Origin of the sequence: Rhodococcus sp. UNC363MFTsu5.1 (assembly GCF_000686785.1) — a bacterium.
Classification (GTDB): domain Bacteria; phylum Actinomycetota; class Actinomycetes; order Mycobacteriales; family Mycobacteriaceae; genus Rhodococcus_G; species Rhodococcus_G maanshanensis.
Map to the genome: position 1 here is coordinate 60,886 of NZ_JMLO01000016.1, position 16,538 is coordinate 77,423.

The window sequence follows — 16,538 nt, forward strand, 5'->3', positions numbered from 1 at the left end:
GTGGCGGCCGCAGAAGGTGTGTGCCGACGTGCGGTCACGACGGCGCCCTGTACTCACGGGCGCGGGGTGTACGTCACCGTCCCGCTCGGTGCCGACCGCGGCCGGGCACGCTCGATGGCGTCGAGGATCCGCCGGATCAGCTTCGGTGGGGTGGCCAGATCGTTCCAGGTCCACCGAACGACCTCCCAGCCCTCCGCCCGGATCGCGTCCTCGCGCAGCTTCTCCGCACACAGCACGTCCGCCGGGGTCTGGCCCTCCGGCACCAGCCTGCCGTACTTCGACAGACCGTCGAACTCGCCGACCACACCGAGCTCCTCGAGGAGGAAGTCCACCCGACCGAGGTGTTCTCCGTCGGCGGTGTAGAGATTCGGCTGCGGTTCAGGGAGCGGGAGTTGGTGGCGGAGGAAGAGCGCCCGGCTACGGGATTCGCCCACGCTCTCCGACCGGCCGTCGAGCAGGCCGAGCACCCGTCGGGCGACGGCGCTGCCGGGACGACCCGCGATCGACGCGACCGCGTCATCGAGGTCGTCGGGCGAGAGTGGAGTGTTGTGCAGCGCATGGTCCCCGACGACCAGGACCTGCTCGAACGGCAGGGTCCCCGCGAGGTCGAGGATCGTGCGCGCCAGTGTGGTGACCCGCAGCCCGTCGACCTCGGTCACCTGCGACGCCTCGAGTGAGGCGGAGTGCACGTGCCGGACCGCCGATGTGCGTCCACCGGTGCGGCGATCACGGGTGAGGTGCACGCGTAGCAGGGGTGTGTTCCACAGCGCGAGACCGTGAACGACGGCGGCGGATTGGTGGCTGAGCACGGCGTCGGCAGAGGACGCGAGGATCGTCGACTCCGCGAGCATCCGATGACGGCCGACGGCATCGAGGGCGTCGAACTGCTCGCGGTCGGTGAAGGATCCCGGACGTAGCCGACGCCAGCTCCCTCGAGCGCACATCCGTTGGAGTTGCCGATCGGTTGCGCCGCGCCGCAGCGCCTCGGGTCTCCGGATGATCTCGCCCATGAGCGGCATCGTGCACCCTGGCTCGGCGGAGGGGAGGGGGCCGAGCGGGGTATCCGTCCGGGCTGTGGACAACCTTCGACCTGTGCACGACCCGCCGGACCCTTGATCGCACACCCCTTTTGGCGCGTGCACACCCGTAGTCGGCGTGCATCGGCCGTGTGACGGCCGCAGAAAGGGTGTGCAGGTGGCGGCGGAAACGGAACGCGCCCCCACCGAGAGTCGGTGGGGGCGCGTTGCCGGTGTTGCTATTTCTTGCGGCGCTTACTTCTTGCGGCCGGGGGCCTTGGCGCCTGCCTTGAACCCGAGTCCGCCTGCCTTCGGCTGAGGCAGCGGCGCGGCCTCGGCGGCGGGAGCACCGTTGTCGGCAGGTGCACCGTTCGTGGCGGGAGCCTCGGCGGCAGGTGCACTCTCGGCGACCGGTGCGGCCTCGACAGGTGCACTCTCGGCGGCGGGGGCAGCGGGGGCCGGAGCCGCAGGCGCTGCCGCGGCCGGAGCGGCCTTGCGTGCACCCGGGGCCTTGGCGCCCGCCTTGAACCCGAGCCCGCCCGCCTTCGGCTGCGGCGGCGCGGCCGGAGCCTTGGCAGCCGGAGCCTCGGCGGCGGGAGCCTCAGCCGGGGCCTCCGCAACCGGAGCCTCGGCGGCAGGTGCCGGTGCTGCGGCGGCCGGAGCGGCAGCCTTTGCGCCGGGAGCCTTGGCCCCACCCTTCATCTGCAGACCCTTGCCGGGAGCCTTGGCGCCGGCCGCGAGGCCCAGCCCCTTCGGCTTGGCGGCGGGAGCCTCCGCAGCAGCGGCCGGCGCGGCCTCGGCGGCGGCCGGAGCCTCGGCGGCGGGAGCGGCGGCGGGCTTGGCGCCCGGAGCCTTGGCCCCACCCTTCATGCCAAGACCCTTGCCCGGTGCCTTCGCGCCACCCTTGAGGCCGAGGCCCTTCGGTGCGGCGGCCGGAGCCGCAGCCGTCTCGGCGGCCGGAGCAGCCTCGGCGGCGGGAGCGGCAGCGGCGGGCTTGGCGCCCGGAGCCTTCGCGCCAGGTGCCTTGGCCAGACCCTTCATGCCCAGACCCTTGACCGGGGGCTTCGCGGCGGCAGGAGCGGCGGCCGGGGCCTCCGCAGCCGGAGCGGCCGGTGCGGCCTCGGCGACCGGTGCGGCCTCGGCGACGGGAGCCGCTGCCTTGACCCGGGGCTCGACCTTGATGTTCGCGGTCAGCTCCGCCGGCTCGAGCCGGGTGATGGAGTTCAGCATCAGCTGCGCGACGTCCACGACCTCGACGCCCTCGCCCTGGCCCTGCTCCTGGCGTGCGGTGACGCCGTCGGTGAGCATGACGCGGCAGAAGGGGCAGCCGGTCGCGATCTTCTTCGGATCCGTGGACAGTGCCTCGTCCACGCGGTCGACGTTGATGCGCTTGCCGATGTTCTCTTCCATCCACATGCGCGCACCACCGGCGCCACAGCACATGGACCGCTCGCCGTGACGCGGCATTTCCTTGAGCTTGACGCCGGACGCCTCCATCAGCTCACGGGGCGCGTCGTACACCTTGTTGTGGCGACCCAGGAAGCACGGGTCGTGGTAGGTGACGTCCTCGGACACCGAGGCGACCGGGATCAGCTTCTTCTGGCGCACCAGGCGGTTGAGCAGCTGGGTGTGGTGGATGACCTCGTAGTCGCCGCCCACCTCCGGGTACTCGTTGCCGAGCGCGTTGAAGCAGTGCGCACAGGTGACGACGATCTTGCGCTTGGACTGCTCGACGCCGTCGAACACGGAGTTGAGCATCTCGATGTTCTGCATCGCGAGCTGCTGGAACAGGAACTCGTTGCCCGCGCGGCGAGCGGAGTCGCCGGTGCAGGTCTCGTCGGCGCCCAGGACCATGAACTTCACGCCCGCGGTGGCGAGCAGCTCGGCGACGGCCTTGGTGGTCTTCTTCGCGCGGTCCTCATAGGCACCGGCGCAGCCGACCCAGAACAGGTACTCGTAGTCCTCGAAGGTGTCCGCATCCTTGCCGAACACCGGGATCTCGAAGTCCATCTCGTTGATCCAGTTGAGGCGGTCCTTGGAGTTCTGACCCCAGGGGTTGCCCTTGTTCTCGAGGTTCTTGAACAGGCCGGCCAGCTCGGACGGGAACTCCGACTCGATGAGCACTTGGTAGCGGCGCATGTCGATGATGTGGTCGACGTGCTCGATGTCCACCGGGCACTGCTCGACGCAGGCGCCACAGTTGGTGCACGACCACAGGGTCTCGAGGTCGATGACCGGAGCCAGCTCGCCCTCGACGGTCTCGCCGACCAGCTTGCGCTCGGCCTCGGTGCGCGCGGCTGCAGGAATGGCGGCGAGCTTGTCCTCAAGGACGTTGCCGTCGCCGTCGACCAGGCCGACCTCGTCGCCGCCCATGTCCTTCTTGCCGCCCGCGAGCAGGTACGGCGCCTTGGCGTAGCCGTGGTCGCGCAGCGACATGATCAGCAGCTTGGGCGAGAGGGGCTTGCCGGTGTTCCATGCGGGGCACTGCGACTGGCAGCGGCCACACTCGGTGCAGGTGGTGAAGTCCAGCCAGCCCTTCCAGGAGAAGTCCTCGATCTGACCGGCACCGAGGGTGTCGGTGTCAGGATCGACGTTCTCCATGGTCAGGGCCTTGCCCTTGGACATCATCGGCTTCGCGGCGCCGAGGGCGACGTCGCCGTCGTCCTCACGCTTGAAGTAGATGTTCGGGAACGCGGAGAAGCGGTGCCAGGCGACGCCCCAGGTGATGTTGCGGCCGACAAAGTACAGCCAGACCATGCCGGACATCAGCTTGACGAAGGCGAAGATCGAGATCAGCGCGACATTGGGGGGGATCACCTTGGCGATCTGCCCGGTGATCGGGTCGGTCCAGCTGGAGTGGCCCTCTAGCGACAGCACTCCTGCCTTGACCAGCACCATGCCGAGGCCCTCGGTGAGCACGACCCATTCGACGAAGTAGGCGGGGCCGAACTTCGAGCCGCTGAAGCGGGAGAGGCGCTCGGGCACCCGCGGGTGGTTGAGCTGGCGGAGGACCATCAGCGTGACGATGCCGACGACGGTGCCGACGCCGAGAATCTCGTCGCCGAGGTGGAACCACCACGTGTCACCGATCAACGGCCACGACCAGGTGGGGTCGAAGGTCTGGCCGTACGCCATGAACCAGAACTGTGCGCCCGCGAGGAAGCCGATCATGACGAGCCAGTGCGCCCATCCCACGGTGCGGAACTTCTGCATCCGGGTGTGCGCGATGAACTCTACGATCATCTGCTTGAAGCGGGGGAAGAACGGGCGCCAGCGGTCCGGGGCTGGTTGACCGAGCTGCACCGTCTTCCCCATGGTCCAGGCCCCACTCAAGAATGAGGCCCAGCACACGAGGCTGAGCAGTACGCCGATCGTGCCCAACGTGATCGTCAGGGCGGTCATGTCACGGCCTTTCCTTCTACGACGGCAACGCCAACACGGGTTAAGTTACCCGTCGGTAGCATCCCGAGCCAACGTCGAGTCCATGGTCACATCAGCGGGAGGCCGACGCGAGACACAGGAGTTCTCACGCTCACCGTAATTTGTGCCCTTCTGAGGGGTTCAGCGCAGGTCAACCTAACTTCGCCGGATGACCTGCGGAGAAGTGAGCGGATCGAATGGGTTGGCGGGCAATTGCTGCGCCTTGTTCTCAGAAGAATCACAGATTAGTGTCCACCGAGACTGTGTTGTGACCCATGTGTCAATTTTGGTTTCCAGAGGGGATTTGTAGATGAGGCTGAAGAAGTTCGCGGCGACGTCGCTGTTGGCGATCGCGGCGCTTGGTGTGGGTGCGGGTACCTCGCACGCGGCACCGGCTGCGCCCGAGACCATCGACTGGAGCTCGAAGATCGAGGGACAGTCGGTCGTCACCACCATCGACGCGGGCGCCTTCAAGGTCTCCGGAGACGGCAAGAACATCGAGCTGCAGGACAACGCGGGCAAGGCCGTCGTGAGCCTGCCGCTGGCGTTCCAGCTCAATGCGCTCGAGTTCCCGATGGAGCAGAAGATCAGCGAGGACGGCAGGAAGGTCACGCTGACCCCGGTCTTCGATCTCGGTAAGGCCAAGCCGATCGCGGGCGAGGTGCGCAAGGAGAACATTCAGGGTGCCGGTCTCGCGGTCAAGGATATCGCGTCCACCGACGAGAACCTCAAGGCGCAGAACACCTTCACCTCGCAGCTCGCGATTGCGACCGCGACCGGCGGCCTGATCGGCACCATCATCGGCGCTGTGGTCGGCACGTTCGTGATGCCTGCTGTCGGCACCATCACCGGCGCGGGCATCGGCGGCATCGTCGGCACCATCGCAGTCGGCGGCCCGACCCTGATCGCGGCCGGCATCGGCCTTGGCCAGACCCTGCTCGCTCCTCCCGGCACCACGCCCTACGCCGACGGCCTGAAGAAGTAATTAGCAGTCAGTACGACAGCGGCCCGCCACCTCCTCGGAGGTGGCGGGCCGCTCTGTGTTTCGGGCCTACGAGGTGATGAGCGCCCCGAACGCGACGAAGCCGGGTGGTGGCGTGATGCCTCCACCCGGCCTCGGGCTGCGATCAGGTCGGTCTAGGACGCGCCGCCCGCGTTGGTGGCGATTTTCACGATGTAGCCGAACGACGTGAACACGATGCTGAGGAAATCCCCCTGCGAACTGCCTTCCATGAAACTTCCTTCTGCTCCACCAGGCGGTCTGCGCCCGGCATCGGTAGCCGACTGCCCTCCAGCCGGCTGTTGCTGGCACACGGTCCTCCCGCCCCAGGAACAACGGGATTCTACCGTTAACCATCGGTTAAGTGGTGCGTTACCCCGGAATGCGAAAAGGGGCCTCGGATGCGAAAGATCGCGTCCGAGGCCCCTTTTCGGGAGATGCTGTGTGTCTAGTTGGTGCGGATCTTCAGGCCGGGGTTGTCGGTGAGGATGTCCAGGACTGGTACCGCGTACACGGAGGGTCGGTCGATGATGTTGAGGTCCTCTTCTACTTCCATGGAATCGCACATTCCCTGGTTCAGCATGTTGGATTGGGTCGCGATGCCCAGTGCTTCGGTGCCGGTGATCATGGCGCCGCCGCTGTCGCCGCCCAGCCCGCAGAAGCGCGCGGTGAACTTGCCATAGAAGCGGTTGCCGGGTCCATGCGCGGTGCCGCTATCTGAGACGGTGCCGCAGTGGTAGCCGGTGGTTCGGCCGGAAATGCACACCGGGATCCCCCACATGGGGGTGGCGACGCGGGTGATCGCGACCGGGGCCTTGCCGCCGGCGCGAACGTAGTTGTTCTGGAAACGCTTTGCCATGTTGTCGTCGATCTTGATCAGCGCGTGGTCGAGTGGTCCGATTACCGTCTTGGCGAAGGTGCCGACGCGACTGTTATCGGCTGTCATGTATGCGGTTGAGGCGTCCTGTCCGCCTGCGCCTTCTGGGGTCGCGTCGCAGTGTCCGGCGGTGATGACCACCGTGCGGCCGGCTCCGTCGGTGCCGTTGAAACCGAACGAGCAGTTGCGGGATTCGCCCCAGACGTCCGTGGCGTAGTAGGGGTCGCCGCCCATGATGGCGTCGCGGGCCGGCGGGTTGGGCTTGGTGGTGGTGGTGGGCGTGGGGGCCCCTGCGACGGTGACCTGTTGGGTGGTGGTGGATCCGGTGACGCCGTCGCGGCCGGAGAAGGTGGCGGTGACGGTTGTCTTGCCGTCGGTTTCGGGGGTCCACTTCACGGTGGCGGTGCCGTCGGCGCCGACCGGTACGGGGTCCCAGGGGCCTGAGTTGGTCGCGAACACCACGGTGCCGCCTGCTGCTGCGGGGTTGACCTTCGCTTTCACCGTGATCTCCTTGTCGACGGTGGCTCCCTTGATGGGATCGAGGGCGATCGTGGAGGCGACGGTGCCGCCGTCGGCCTTGGCGACGCTGACCTCCTGGGTGGTGGTGGAACCCTTGACGCCGTCGCGGCCGGAGAAGATGGCCTTGATGGTCACCTTGCCTGCGGTGGTGGGGATCCACTCCGCGGTGGCGGTGCCGTCGGCACCGACCGACACGGCGGAGGCGAACCCTTCGAACTTGCCGCCGTTGACGGACTCCTCGAAGGCGAGGTCGCCGCCCTCTGATGCGGGGCTCACCTTCACCGTGAGGGTGGTGACCTTGCCGACGGTGGCGCCGGTGACCGGGCTGAGGGAGATGGTGCTGGTCGTCGGATCGGTGGGCTTGGTGGTGGTCGTGGTCGGTTCGGTCGGCTTGGTCGGTTCGGTGGTGGGTTTCGGGTCGGACGAGCCGAGCGAGCCGAACCCCGGCAGCTCGGGCGAGCTGGGTGCCGGCCCCTGTACCACGCGCACGAACTTGAGGAAGTCGGGCAGTTGCAGGCCCTGGCCCGCGGCGATGTCGTGGACGCCCAGCATGATGTCGTTGTTGACCGTGTTGATCTTGGTGCCGGTGACGAGGCCGGACAGCGGTGCGGGGAGCTGCTGGATCCAGGTGTTGAGCTGGCCGAGCAGGTCGTGCAGGGTGTTTTCGCTGCGCGGCTGGTCCTTGATCTGATAGCCGGCGGCCTCGACGGCGGTGCGGGCTGCGGCCTTGTCGGGTCCGTCGGCCAGGCCGACCATCGGTGTGCCGGCTTTGTCGAGCCAGGCGCCCGCGTAGGCGGTGGGGAACTTGCCGCGGATCGTGTCGGCGAACTTCGCCAGTTCCTGCCCGGTTTTCGCCCTGTCGAGGTACTGGTCGGGGCCCAGTCCGAGGTCGCGCTGGATCGCGGCGACCAGGTCCTCGGGCAGTGCGGATGTCGGGGCGGTGGGTTCGGCCTGGGCGAGGGCCACGCAGGGCGCGGCCAACAGGAGTGCCGCGGTGCCGATCATTGCGGCACGGCGGGCGCGGGTACTACGCATGGGGACCTTTCGGTATGAGCGTGTGCGGGCATGACCACGGCATTGGGGCCGGGCCGGTTGCAGGACTGTATGGGTGATGTCCGCCGTCGGCTACCGAAAATTGGTGGGATGAATGTGGGCTCGCGGGTGCGTGGCGGCCCGGGGCCTGCGGGTCGGGGCGACCCGGAAACGGGAAAGGGGCCTCGGGCGCGAAAGTTCGCGTCCGAGGCCCCTTTTCGGGCAGTTCTGTGTGTCTAGTTGGTGCGGACCTTCAGGCCCGGGTTGGCCGCGAGGATCGCGTTGATCGGCGTCGCGTACAGCTGGGGGCTGTCACCGACCAGCGTGGTGACCACGGAGGCCAGCTCGCAGTAACCCATGTCGCCGACGTTGGAGGCACTCGAGATGCCCAGTGCCCTGGTGCCGGTCACGACGGCGCCGCCGCTGTCGCCCTGCAGCGCACAGATGTTCGCGGTGAAGCCGTTCTTCAGGGTGCGGGTTCCGACGTCCACGATCTGGTTGACGGAGTTGATGGTGCCGCAGCTGAAGCCGGTGGTGAGGCCGGACTTGCAGACCGGCGCCCCGACAACGGGATCGGCGGTGCCGGTGATCGGCACCGGCTTCGCGCCGGGGGCGCGGACGAAGTTGTTCTCGAAGCGCTTGGCGGCTGCGTCGTCGATCTTGATCACCGAGTAGTCGAGGCCCTCGACGGTCGACTTCGCGAAGGTGCCGAAGCGATCGCCGAACTTGGCGCCGTGCGTCTCGAATGCGATCGAGGCGGCGCCGGTGCCCGCGGCGTCGCGGTTCGGGTCGCAGTGTCCCGCAGAGATGTTCACCGTGCGGCCGGAGCCGTCGGTGCCGTTGAAACCGAGCGAGCAGCGGAACGCGCCGTCCGCGTTCTCGGCGGCGTAGGCGTCGCCACCGAGGCGGGCGTCGGCGGCCACGGGGCTCTCGGCGGCCGGCGGCGCGGACGAGCCGAGGGCCGGTGCCAGCACCACGCGCGCGGACTCGAGGAAGTCGGGCAGCTGCAGACCCTGGCCCTCGGCGGTGTTCTGGACGCGCAGCACGACATCGTTGTTCACCGTGTCGATCGCGGCGCCGCTGATGAGACCGGACAGCGGTGCGGGGAGCTTCTCGATCCAGCTGTTCATGTGGCCGAGCTGGTCGCGCAGCGCGCGCTCGCTGCGCGGCAGGTCCTTCACCTTGTAGCCGGCGGCCTCGACGGCGGCGCGGGCGGCGGCCTTGTCCGGTCCGTCCGCCAGACCGATCAGCGGCGAGCCGGCCGGATCGAGCCAGGCACCCGCGAAGGACTCGGGGAACTTGCCGCGCAGCGTGTTGGCGAACGCCACCAGCTTCTGACCGGCCTCGGCCTTGTCGAGGTACTGCTCCGGGCTGATTCCGAGATCGCGCTGGATCGCGGCCACCAGGTCGGCGGGCAGCGCGGTCGCGGGCGCCGGTGCGGCAGGCTCCGCGTGTGCGAGGGCCGCGCCGGGCGCGATCAGGAGGAGGGCCGCAGAGCCGATCATCGCGGCACGGCGGGCGCGAACGCTACGCATGGGGACCTTTCGGATTGAGGGCATGCGGGCATGACCAAGCCGAAGGGGCCGGGTCAGTTGTAGCGACTATATGGGTTACGCCCGCCGTTGCCTACCGGAAACTGTCGGATGATTGGGCTCAGCGGCGCGCGTCGGCGGCCCGGACCTGCAGGTCGAGGCCGAGAGCCGCGTTCGCGTGGTCGACGATCTTCTCGATCGGGATGCCGATGCTCGCGGTGCCGCCCTCCGGCGCCAGCACGAGGTTGGCCTCCGTGCAGTTCGGGGCGCCGCCGGAGTTGGAGCCACTGGTGATGCCGAGGGCCCTGGTCCCGGTCAGGATCGCGCCGCCGCTGTCGCCGCCGAGGGTGCAGGTGGAGCCCGCGAACCCGCGGACCAGGCGGGTGCTGCCGTCCGCCATGTGCAGCGGGGCGTCGACGCTGTCGGCGAGGACAAGGCCGCAGGTGAAGGTGGAGGTCTGGCCGGACTTGCAGATCGGCGCGCCGATGACCGGACGCGCGGTGCCGGTCACGGTGACGGTGGTGCCGTTGGCCCCGCGGACGGTGGGCTTGTCGAGCCCGGCGGCGGTGCCCGCGTCGTTGAGCTTGATCACCGAGTAGTCAAGGCCGCCGGCGGCCTCACCCATCGCGGAGTGCCGGAAGGTGCCGATCTGCGTGCTGCGGGTGACGTCGGCGAAGTCGGGCAGGTAGACCGGGGCGCCCGCGGGCACCTTCGAGTTCTCCTGCGAGGGATCGCAGTGGCCCGCGCTGAGGTTGTAGGGGGCGCCGGCGGCGTCGACGGCGTTGAAGCCGAACGAGCAGACCCCGATCTCACCCGGGTCGACGTCGCGGGTGATCGGTCGCGGCGTGGTGATGTAGGTGTCGCCGCCCTGCGCGTGATGGTCGACGGGCGGCTGGCCGCCGGGGGTCAGCACGACCTTCAGTCCGGCCAGCAGCGTCGGCAGGTTCAGGGCCCGGCCGATCGGGCTGTTCACCACGTCGATGACGACCCGGTTCTCCAGCACGTCGATGGAGGTGGAGTTGATCTGTGAGGAGACGTCCTTCGGCAGCCCGAGGATCCACTGGTTGAGCTGTGCCAGCGAACCCTCGAGATCCTTCGCGGACACCGCGGCGAGGTGGGTGGCGTAGCCGTCGCCGGCCACCCGCTGCGCCTCGGCGGTGGTGGTGACCGCGACGACGGGGACACCGTCGACGCCCATCCAGGAACCGGCGTAGGTGGCGGGGCGGCCCTCGCGCAGGGTCTGCGCGTAGCCGGCCAGCCGCTGGGCGGCCTCGGCGCGCTCGATGTACTGCTGCGGGCTCAGCTTCAGGTCGCGGGCGATCGCGTCGACGAGTTCGGCGGGCAGTTGCTGCGCGACCTCGGCGGGCGAATTCGACTGGGGTTCATGCGGTTCGGCCTGAGCGATGGCGGAGAGGGGGAGCAGGGTGGCCGAGGCGAGGATTGCGGCGCGGAACGCCAGCCGGAGACGCATGAAGACCCTTCGTCGAGAGCGCGGATGTATCAGCGCTCCACCTTAGGGCAAGTGCGGCCCCGCCGCCCGTGTCCCTGGTACACCGGTCGGGCAACTCGGGCAACTCGGACACGGGGTGCGTCAGGCGACGTCCGCGGGGGTGGTCGTGGTTGTCGTGGTGGTGGTTGTCGTCGTCGTCGTCGTCGTCGTGGTGGTGGTGGTCGTCTCGGTCGTCGTCGTGGGCTCGGCCGTCGTCGTCGTGGTCTTGGTCCTGGTGGTCGTGGTCGGCCGGTGGGACGGGCTCGGTTGGGCGGGCGGCGTCGTGGTGACGGGCGGCGGCGCCTGGGTCGTCGGGGCGACCGTGGTGGTGGGCGCGGTCGAGGTGGCGCTCGACGTCTTGCTGCTCCTTGCGGTCGTGGACGGGGGCGCCTTGGTCGTCGTCGTGGTCGTCGGGCGCAGCGAGACGGTGACCTTGGGCGTGGTGGACTGGTCGATGACGGGAACCGCGGTCGCGGGGGCGTCGGAGGAACGCAGGCTCACAACCAGACCGACCAGCGCGACGGTCAGGATGACGGCGGCCGCCGCCGTGATCACCGTGGTCCGTTCGAACCGGGAGCGGGGCGCCGCGGCGACCGGCGTCGCCGCGGCAGCGGTGGACGGTGGCACCGGGTCCGGGTCCAGCAGGACGGGCAGCACCGGACGACCCGGCCCGGCCTCGGTGAACGCGGTCGGCGGGCCGGCGACCGGCACCGCGGGCATGGTCACGGTGTCGGCGTCGCCATCGATGTCGGTGCGCACCGGTGCGACGACCGCCGTGGCGATGCCGTCGTCTGCGGCGGCCGAGGCGCCGCCCGCCGCGATGATCGCGGCGCCGTGTGCTCCCGTGCATCCGGGTCGGGGCGCGAGCACCGCCGGAAGGCCGATGGTCGCCTCGGCCAGTCGCGACACCAGCGGCATGGTCGAGCCTCCGCCGGTCAGCAACAGAGCGCAGACGTCGGACGCCGCCAGATCATGGGCGCCGATGGTCTGCTCCACGAGGTCGAGCGATCCGGTGATCGACGACTCCAGCAGCTCCTCGAGCTCGCTCCGCAGCAGGGTGACGGTGGCGGTCGCGCCCGCGATCTCCACCGCGATCGACGTCTCGGTCGCCGTGGACAGTGCTTCCTTGGCGTCGGCGCACCGGCGCCGCAACGCCGACAGCTCGGCCCTGGTGGCCGGATCGCTCAGGTCCACCGGCCCGAGGTCGCCCGCGGCCGCGCCGAGGACGTGCTCGAGGATCGCTTGGTCGAAGGTGTCGCCACCGAATCGGGTGGTGAAGGTCGACGGCCGGAGCAGCCCGGCCTCCGTCCCCGTGCGAACCAGGGAGATGTCGAGCCCGCTGCCACCGAGGTCGTAGACCGCGACGATCGCGTCGCCCAGCCTGCCGTGGGCCGCCTCCAGCCAGGCCACCGCGGCCACCGGCTCCGGGGTCAGCGTCACCCCGGCCAGCCCGACGTGTGCGAGGGCGTCCCGCATCGACTGCGCGGTCGCCTCGGACCAGCGCGCGGGGTGGGTGGCGACGATCTCGGGCTGCTCGGACAATCCGGGGAAGGCGTCGGCGGCCTCGTGCACGAGGCTGTGCATCGCGGTGGCGACCAGGTCCTCGGCCAGGTAGGCGGAGCCGTCGCCGATCACGAGCCCGGCCGGATCGCCTGCGTGCGCGGCGAACCCGGAGATGACGTCGGGTGCATCGAGCGGAGAGCCGAGCACCGCCTCGCCCGCCGCCGTCAACTGCAGGGTGGCGCGGCGAGCGATGATGGCCGGCTCGGCGTCGGCACCAGGATCACCGGTGGTGTGGAGGACTGCAACGGCGTTGGTGCCGCCGACCCCCAGCCCAAGCCCCGCGGCCATGTCTTCCCCCATCCGATAGCTGCCGCGCTCGCCGGGGTTTCGCGCGTCGCGCTGCCGGACCGATGCGCGATCTCGGGCGATAGCCTATCCATTCGCCTACTCTCGGTCCGAGAGCATCGACGCAAGTGGGGCGGTGACCCGTGGCCCCACGCGAGGTACTGGGAGAAACATGACCGATCCCGCATCGCCACCGGTGCCACAGCCGGTCCTCGAGCCGCTCAGTGCGGCGGCCCTCTTTCTGGTGATGACGGCAGGACCCGCCACCGAGGATGCGACCCGGCTCCGCGATGTCGCCTCGGACGTCGGGTCGCTGGTCCGGGCGGTGGGCTTCCGCGAACTCGCCGGGTCACTGTCCTGCGTGGTGGGTTTCGGTTCGGAGTTCTGGGATCGGGTGGGGCCGAGCGACACACCGTCCGGGCTGCATCCCTTCATCCCGCTGCACGGCGAGGTGCACAGCGCGCCGGCCACACCGGGGGACGTGCTGTTCCACATCAAGGCCTCGCGTGCAGACCTGTGCTTCGAGCTGGGGCGTCTGATCCTCGCGGCGCTCGGCGATGCGGCGACCGTCGAGGACGAGGTGCACGGATTCCGCTACTTCGACGCCCGCGACCTGCTCGGCTTCGTCGACGGGACCGAGAACCCGACCGGGGCAGGTGCCGGCGCGGCCGCCCTGATCGGGGCGGAGGACCCCGCGTTCGCGGGTGGCAGCTACGTGATCGTCCAGAAGTACCTGCACGACATGGCCGCATGGGCCGAGCTGAGCACCGAGGAGCAGGAGCGGGTGATCGGACGGACGAAGCTCGAGAACGTCGAACTCGACGACGCGGACCTGCCGAACAACTCGCACGTCGCGCTCAACACCATCGTCGACGACGACGGGACCGAGCGCGAGATCCTGCGCGACAACATGCCGTTCGGGTCCCTCTCCGCAGGCGAGTTCGGTACCTACTTCATCGGATACGCGAAGGACCCTGCCGTCACGGAGCTGATGTTGCAGCACATGTTCCTCGGCGATCCCCCCGGCAACCACGACCGGATCCTGGACTTCTCCCGGGCGGCGACGGGCACACTGTTCTTCGTGCCGAGCCAGGACCTGCTGGAGGCGCTCGCCGACGTCCCCGTGCCCGGGGAAGCGGAAGCGGAGCCGGAGGAGGTCGCGCCGCGCGACCTGTCCCTGAAAATCGGTGATCTCAAAGGAGTGTCGCAATGACTGATTCGAGCAATCTGCACCGGAACCTGGCTCCGGTGACCGAGGCCGCCTGGGAGCAGATCGGCGAAGAGGCCGCGCGCACCTTCAAGCGTCACGTCGCCGGGCGTCGGGTGGTCGACGTCGCCGGTCCGTTCGGCTACTCCTATTCCGCACACAACCTCGGCCGCGTGCGCTCGATCACCGCATCGGACAGCAGGATTCGGGCGCAGCTCCGCGAGGTCCACCCGCTGGTCGAGCTGCGCTTCCCGTTCACGCTCAGTCGTGCGGAGATCGACGACGTGGCCCGCGGGTCGCTGGATTCCGACTGGCAGCCGGTCAAGGACGCGGCCAAGGCGATCGCGTTCGCCGAGGACCGCACCGTGTTCGCCGGCTTCGAGGAGGCCGGCATCGCCGGGCTGGGGCCGTCGAGCAGCAACCCGCCGCTGTCGCTGCCCGAGGACCCGCTGCTGGTCCCCGACGCCGTCGCCTCCGCGCTGTCGGCGCTGCGACTGGCCGGCGTGGAGGGGCCGTATTCGCTGGTCCTCGACGCGGATACCTACACAGCGGTGAGTGAGACCAGGGACAAGGGACACCCGGTGTTCCACCACCTCAAGGATCTCGTCGGCGACATCGTCTGGGCCCCCGCGGTGACGGGCGGCTACGTGCTGTCCACCAGAGGCGGCGACAACCAGCTCACGCTGGGTTCGGACCTGTCGATCGGGTACGACAGCCACACCGCGGAGTCGGTGACGCTGTATCTCGAGGAGACGCTGACCTTCTCGTCGTTGACGGCGGAGGCCGCCGTCGTCCTGGGACGCTGACCGATGTCGAGGTCGTCGAGCTACCGCGACGTCAACCCGCTGTACCGGGCGATGCGCGATCTCGCCGGGACCAAGCCGATGGCGTGGTTCTTCGCCCGAACGCTCCATCACATCGATGGTCCGGTCTACCGGCTCACCAAGGGGCGCAACACGTTCACGACCCTCGTCACGGGTCTGCCGCTGGTCATGCTCACCACCACGGGGGCGAAGAGCGGGGCGAGCCGCACCGTCCCCCTCGTCGGGATGCCGGACGGGGACCGGATCGTGGTGATCGCCTCGAACTACGGACAGCATTCGAACCCGGCGTGGTACTTCAATCTGCGCAAGCACCCCGAGGCCACGGTCACCGTTGCCGGCGGTGAGCCCCTGCGGGTGCTCGCCTACGAGGCCGAGGGGGAGGAGCGGGAGCGACTGTGGCGCATGGACCTGGAGGTCTACCCCAGCCGAGCCGCCTACGAGAAACGCGCGCCCGAGCGGCGGATCCCGGTGATGGTGCTCGAACCAAGGGCAGGTGGCTGAGACCGACGACGGACAGGTCGCACGCTCAGCCGACCAGCTCGCTCGATTCCTTCCGCCAGTCGTAGACGACCCGGGTCCGCAGGACGATGTCCTGCAGCGACCGGCGGTGGGGGTCGACCGCGGCCCACATCAGGCCGAAGGCGAACAGGACGCAGAGCACGGCCCGTAGGGCGGCGCGGGGCAGCCGGAGCAGCCTGCCCTTCACGGTGACGACCCGCAGCCCCATCGCCAGCGCGCCGACCGTGCGCCCCGTCGTCGCCCAGCAGCCGGTCAGGTACACGATCGACACGGTGAGGGTGACGGTCGCGGAGGCCAGCGCGGCCGGTTCGGGGAACCGGAAGTTCTGCGGGGAGTACAGCAATCGCACCAGGGCCAGGCCCAGGTAGGTCACGCCCATGATCGCGAGCACCACCCCGAGGTCGATCACGGCGGCCGTCGCGCGGGTGACGATCCCGGCAGGCCGGTGCGGAGGCTGCTCGATCCGGTCGGTCACGGCGCCGGGTTCCCGGGGCGATCGTCGCCGCCCATCGGCAGCTCGTCGTCCTGGCCGGGGCCGCGGCCGAACAGCCTGCCGACGAAGCCCGCGACGGCGTCGTCGGCCTGCATGCTCTGGCTCCTGACCCCGCGAACCGCCTCTGACGACAGCGAACCCGTCGACTCCCGGATGATGTCCGGCAGGTCGACGCCCTCGATGATCTCGTCGGCGAGGCCGACGAGGTCCACGCGCGCGATGATCGCGTCGATGTCGATTCGCCGCGCCACCTCGTCGAGGTCGACCCGCTCGATCTGCCTGCCGAGGTCGACGGAGTCGACGATGCCGTCCAGGTCGAGCCTGCCGATCACGGCGTCCACGTCGAGCCGGGCCGCGATCGCGTCGATGTCGATGGTGGCGGCGATCCGGTCCAGATCCAGCGACTCGGCGATCAGGTTCAGGTCGACGTTCTCGCGCACGAGGCGGGTGAGATCGACCTCGAGCAGGGCCGCCGCGACCACCTCCCGGATCACGAGCCGCAGCAGGTCCTGGACGGTCGGGGCGGCCGTCCGCACCACGTCCTCGCCGCGCGCCCGCAACGCGTCCGCCGTGGCGTCGAGGCGCCGGGCCAACCCGGGCACCCGGCGCAGCGTGTCGAGGGCGAAGCGGGCCGTCGCGCCCACCGCCTCGGCCGCCGTGACCGCGGCACCGATCGTCAGGAACACCGCGTCGGCGCCGGGAAGGCTCGTCAACGGCCGGTTCGACGCGGGCGTGACTCGCTCGTCCGGTGACATGATCCCT

Annotated in this window: 12 protein-coding genes; 4 read left to right on the plus strand and 8 right to left on the minus strand. The window is 69.6% G+C overall.

Annotation, left to right across the window (positions count from 1 at the left end; all coding sequences use genetic code 11):
• Positions 1–53: 53 nt before the first annotated feature.
• Positions 54–1,010, minus strand: a complete 957-nt coding sequence (locus BR31_RS0114625) for a hypothetical protein (protein ID WP_027501610.1) — start codon at positions 1,008–1,010, stop codon at positions 54–56.
• 261 nt (positions 1,011–1,271) lie between these two features.
• The gene (locus BR31_RS0114630; RefSeq protein ID WP_027501611.1) at positions 1,272–4,418 is read right to left on the minus strand and encodes a (Fe-S)-binding protein; all 3,147 of its coding nucleotides are present in this window, start codon (positions 4,416–4,418) and stop codon (positions 1,272–1,274) included.
• A 328-nt stretch (positions 4,419–4,746) separates the two neighbouring features.
• On the opposite strand from BR31_RS0114630, the gene BR31_RS0114635 reads away from it, so the two are divergent.
• Positions 4,747–5,421 carry a DUF8020 domain-containing protein gene (locus BR31_RS0114635; RefSeq protein WP_027501612.1) on the plus strand — a complete coding sequence of 225 codons (675 nt, stop codon included), beginning with the start codon at positions 4,747–4,749 and terminating at the stop codon, positions 5,419–5,421.
• A gap of 463 nt (positions 5,422–5,884) precedes the next feature.
• On the opposite strand, the gene BR31_RS30635 is transcribed toward BR31_RS0114635, so the two are convergent.
• From BR31_RS30635 to BR31_RS30640, 4 genes are all read right to left on the minus strand, one after another.
• The gene (locus BR31_RS30635; protein WP_081830490.1) at positions 5,885–7,867 is read right to left on the minus strand and encodes an Ig-like domain repeat protein; all 1,983 of its coding nucleotides are present in this window, start codon (positions 7,865–7,867) and stop codon (positions 5,885–5,887) included.
• Between the two features lie 233 nt (positions 7,868–8,100).
• Positions 8,101–9,399: a S1 family peptidase gene (locus tag BR31_RS0114655; RefSeq protein WP_027501613.1), complete on the minus strand. Its 1,299-nt coding sequence runs from the start codon at positions 9,397–9,399 to the stop codon at positions 8,101–8,103.
• Positions 9,400–9,517: 118 nt separating this feature from the next.
• Positions 9,518–10,867 carry a S1 family peptidase gene (locus tag BR31_RS0114660; protein ID WP_027501614.1) on the minus strand — a complete coding sequence of 450 codons (1,350 nt, stop codon included), beginning with the start codon at positions 10,865–10,867 and terminating at the stop codon, positions 9,518–9,520.
• A 120-nt stretch (positions 10,868–10,987) separates the two neighbouring features.
• Positions 10,988–12,736, minus strand: a complete 1,749-nt coding sequence (locus BR31_RS30640; protein ID WP_051637438.1) for an Hsp70 family protein — start codon at positions 12,734–12,736, stop codon at positions 10,988–10,990.
• A gap of 169 nt (positions 12,737–12,905) precedes the next feature.
• Here BR31_RS30640 and BR31_RS0114670 point away from each other — a divergent pair, with 169 nt between their 5' ends.
• From BR31_RS0114670 to BR31_RS0114680, 3 genes are read left to right on the plus strand one after another with little or no spacing between them, the layout of a single operon-like run.
• Complete coding sequence (locus BR31_RS0114670) at positions 12,906–13,946, plus strand: Dyp-type peroxidase (RefSeq protein WP_027501615.1); 1,041 nt, start codon at positions 12,906–12,908, stop codon at positions 13,944–13,946.
• A complete protein-coding gene (locus BR31_RS0114675; protein WP_027501616.1) occupies positions 13,943–14,746 on the plus strand; it encodes a family 1 encapsulin nanocompartment shell protein in 804 nt (267 codons plus the stop codon). The genes BR31_RS0114670 and BR31_RS0114675 overlap by 4 nt, the downstream gene beginning before the upstream one ends.
• A gap of 3 nt (positions 14,747–14,749) precedes the next feature.
• Complete coding sequence (locus BR31_RS0114680; RefSeq protein WP_051637439.1) at positions 14,750–15,265, plus strand: nitroreductase family deazaflavin-dependent oxidoreductase; 516 nt, start codon at positions 14,750–14,752, stop codon at positions 15,263–15,265.
• A 25-nt stretch (positions 15,266–15,290) separates the two neighbouring features.
• On the opposite strand, the gene BR31_RS0114685 is transcribed toward BR31_RS0114680, so the two are convergent.
• Both BR31_RS0114685 and BR31_RS28770 read right to left on the minus strand, forming a co-directional pair.
• On the minus strand, positions 15,291–15,746 hold the full coding sequence (locus BR31_RS0114685) for an RDD family protein (protein ID WP_197023622.1): 456 nt from the start codon (positions 15,744–15,746) through the stop codon (positions 15,291–15,293).
• Positions 15,747–15,754: 8 nt separating this feature from the next.
• Positions 15,755–16,531 carry a hypothetical protein gene (locus BR31_RS28770; protein WP_197023620.1) on the minus strand — a complete coding sequence of 259 codons (777 nt, stop codon included), beginning with the start codon at positions 16,529–16,531 and terminating at the stop codon, positions 15,755–15,757.
• Positions 16,532–16,538: the final 7 nt, after the last annotated feature.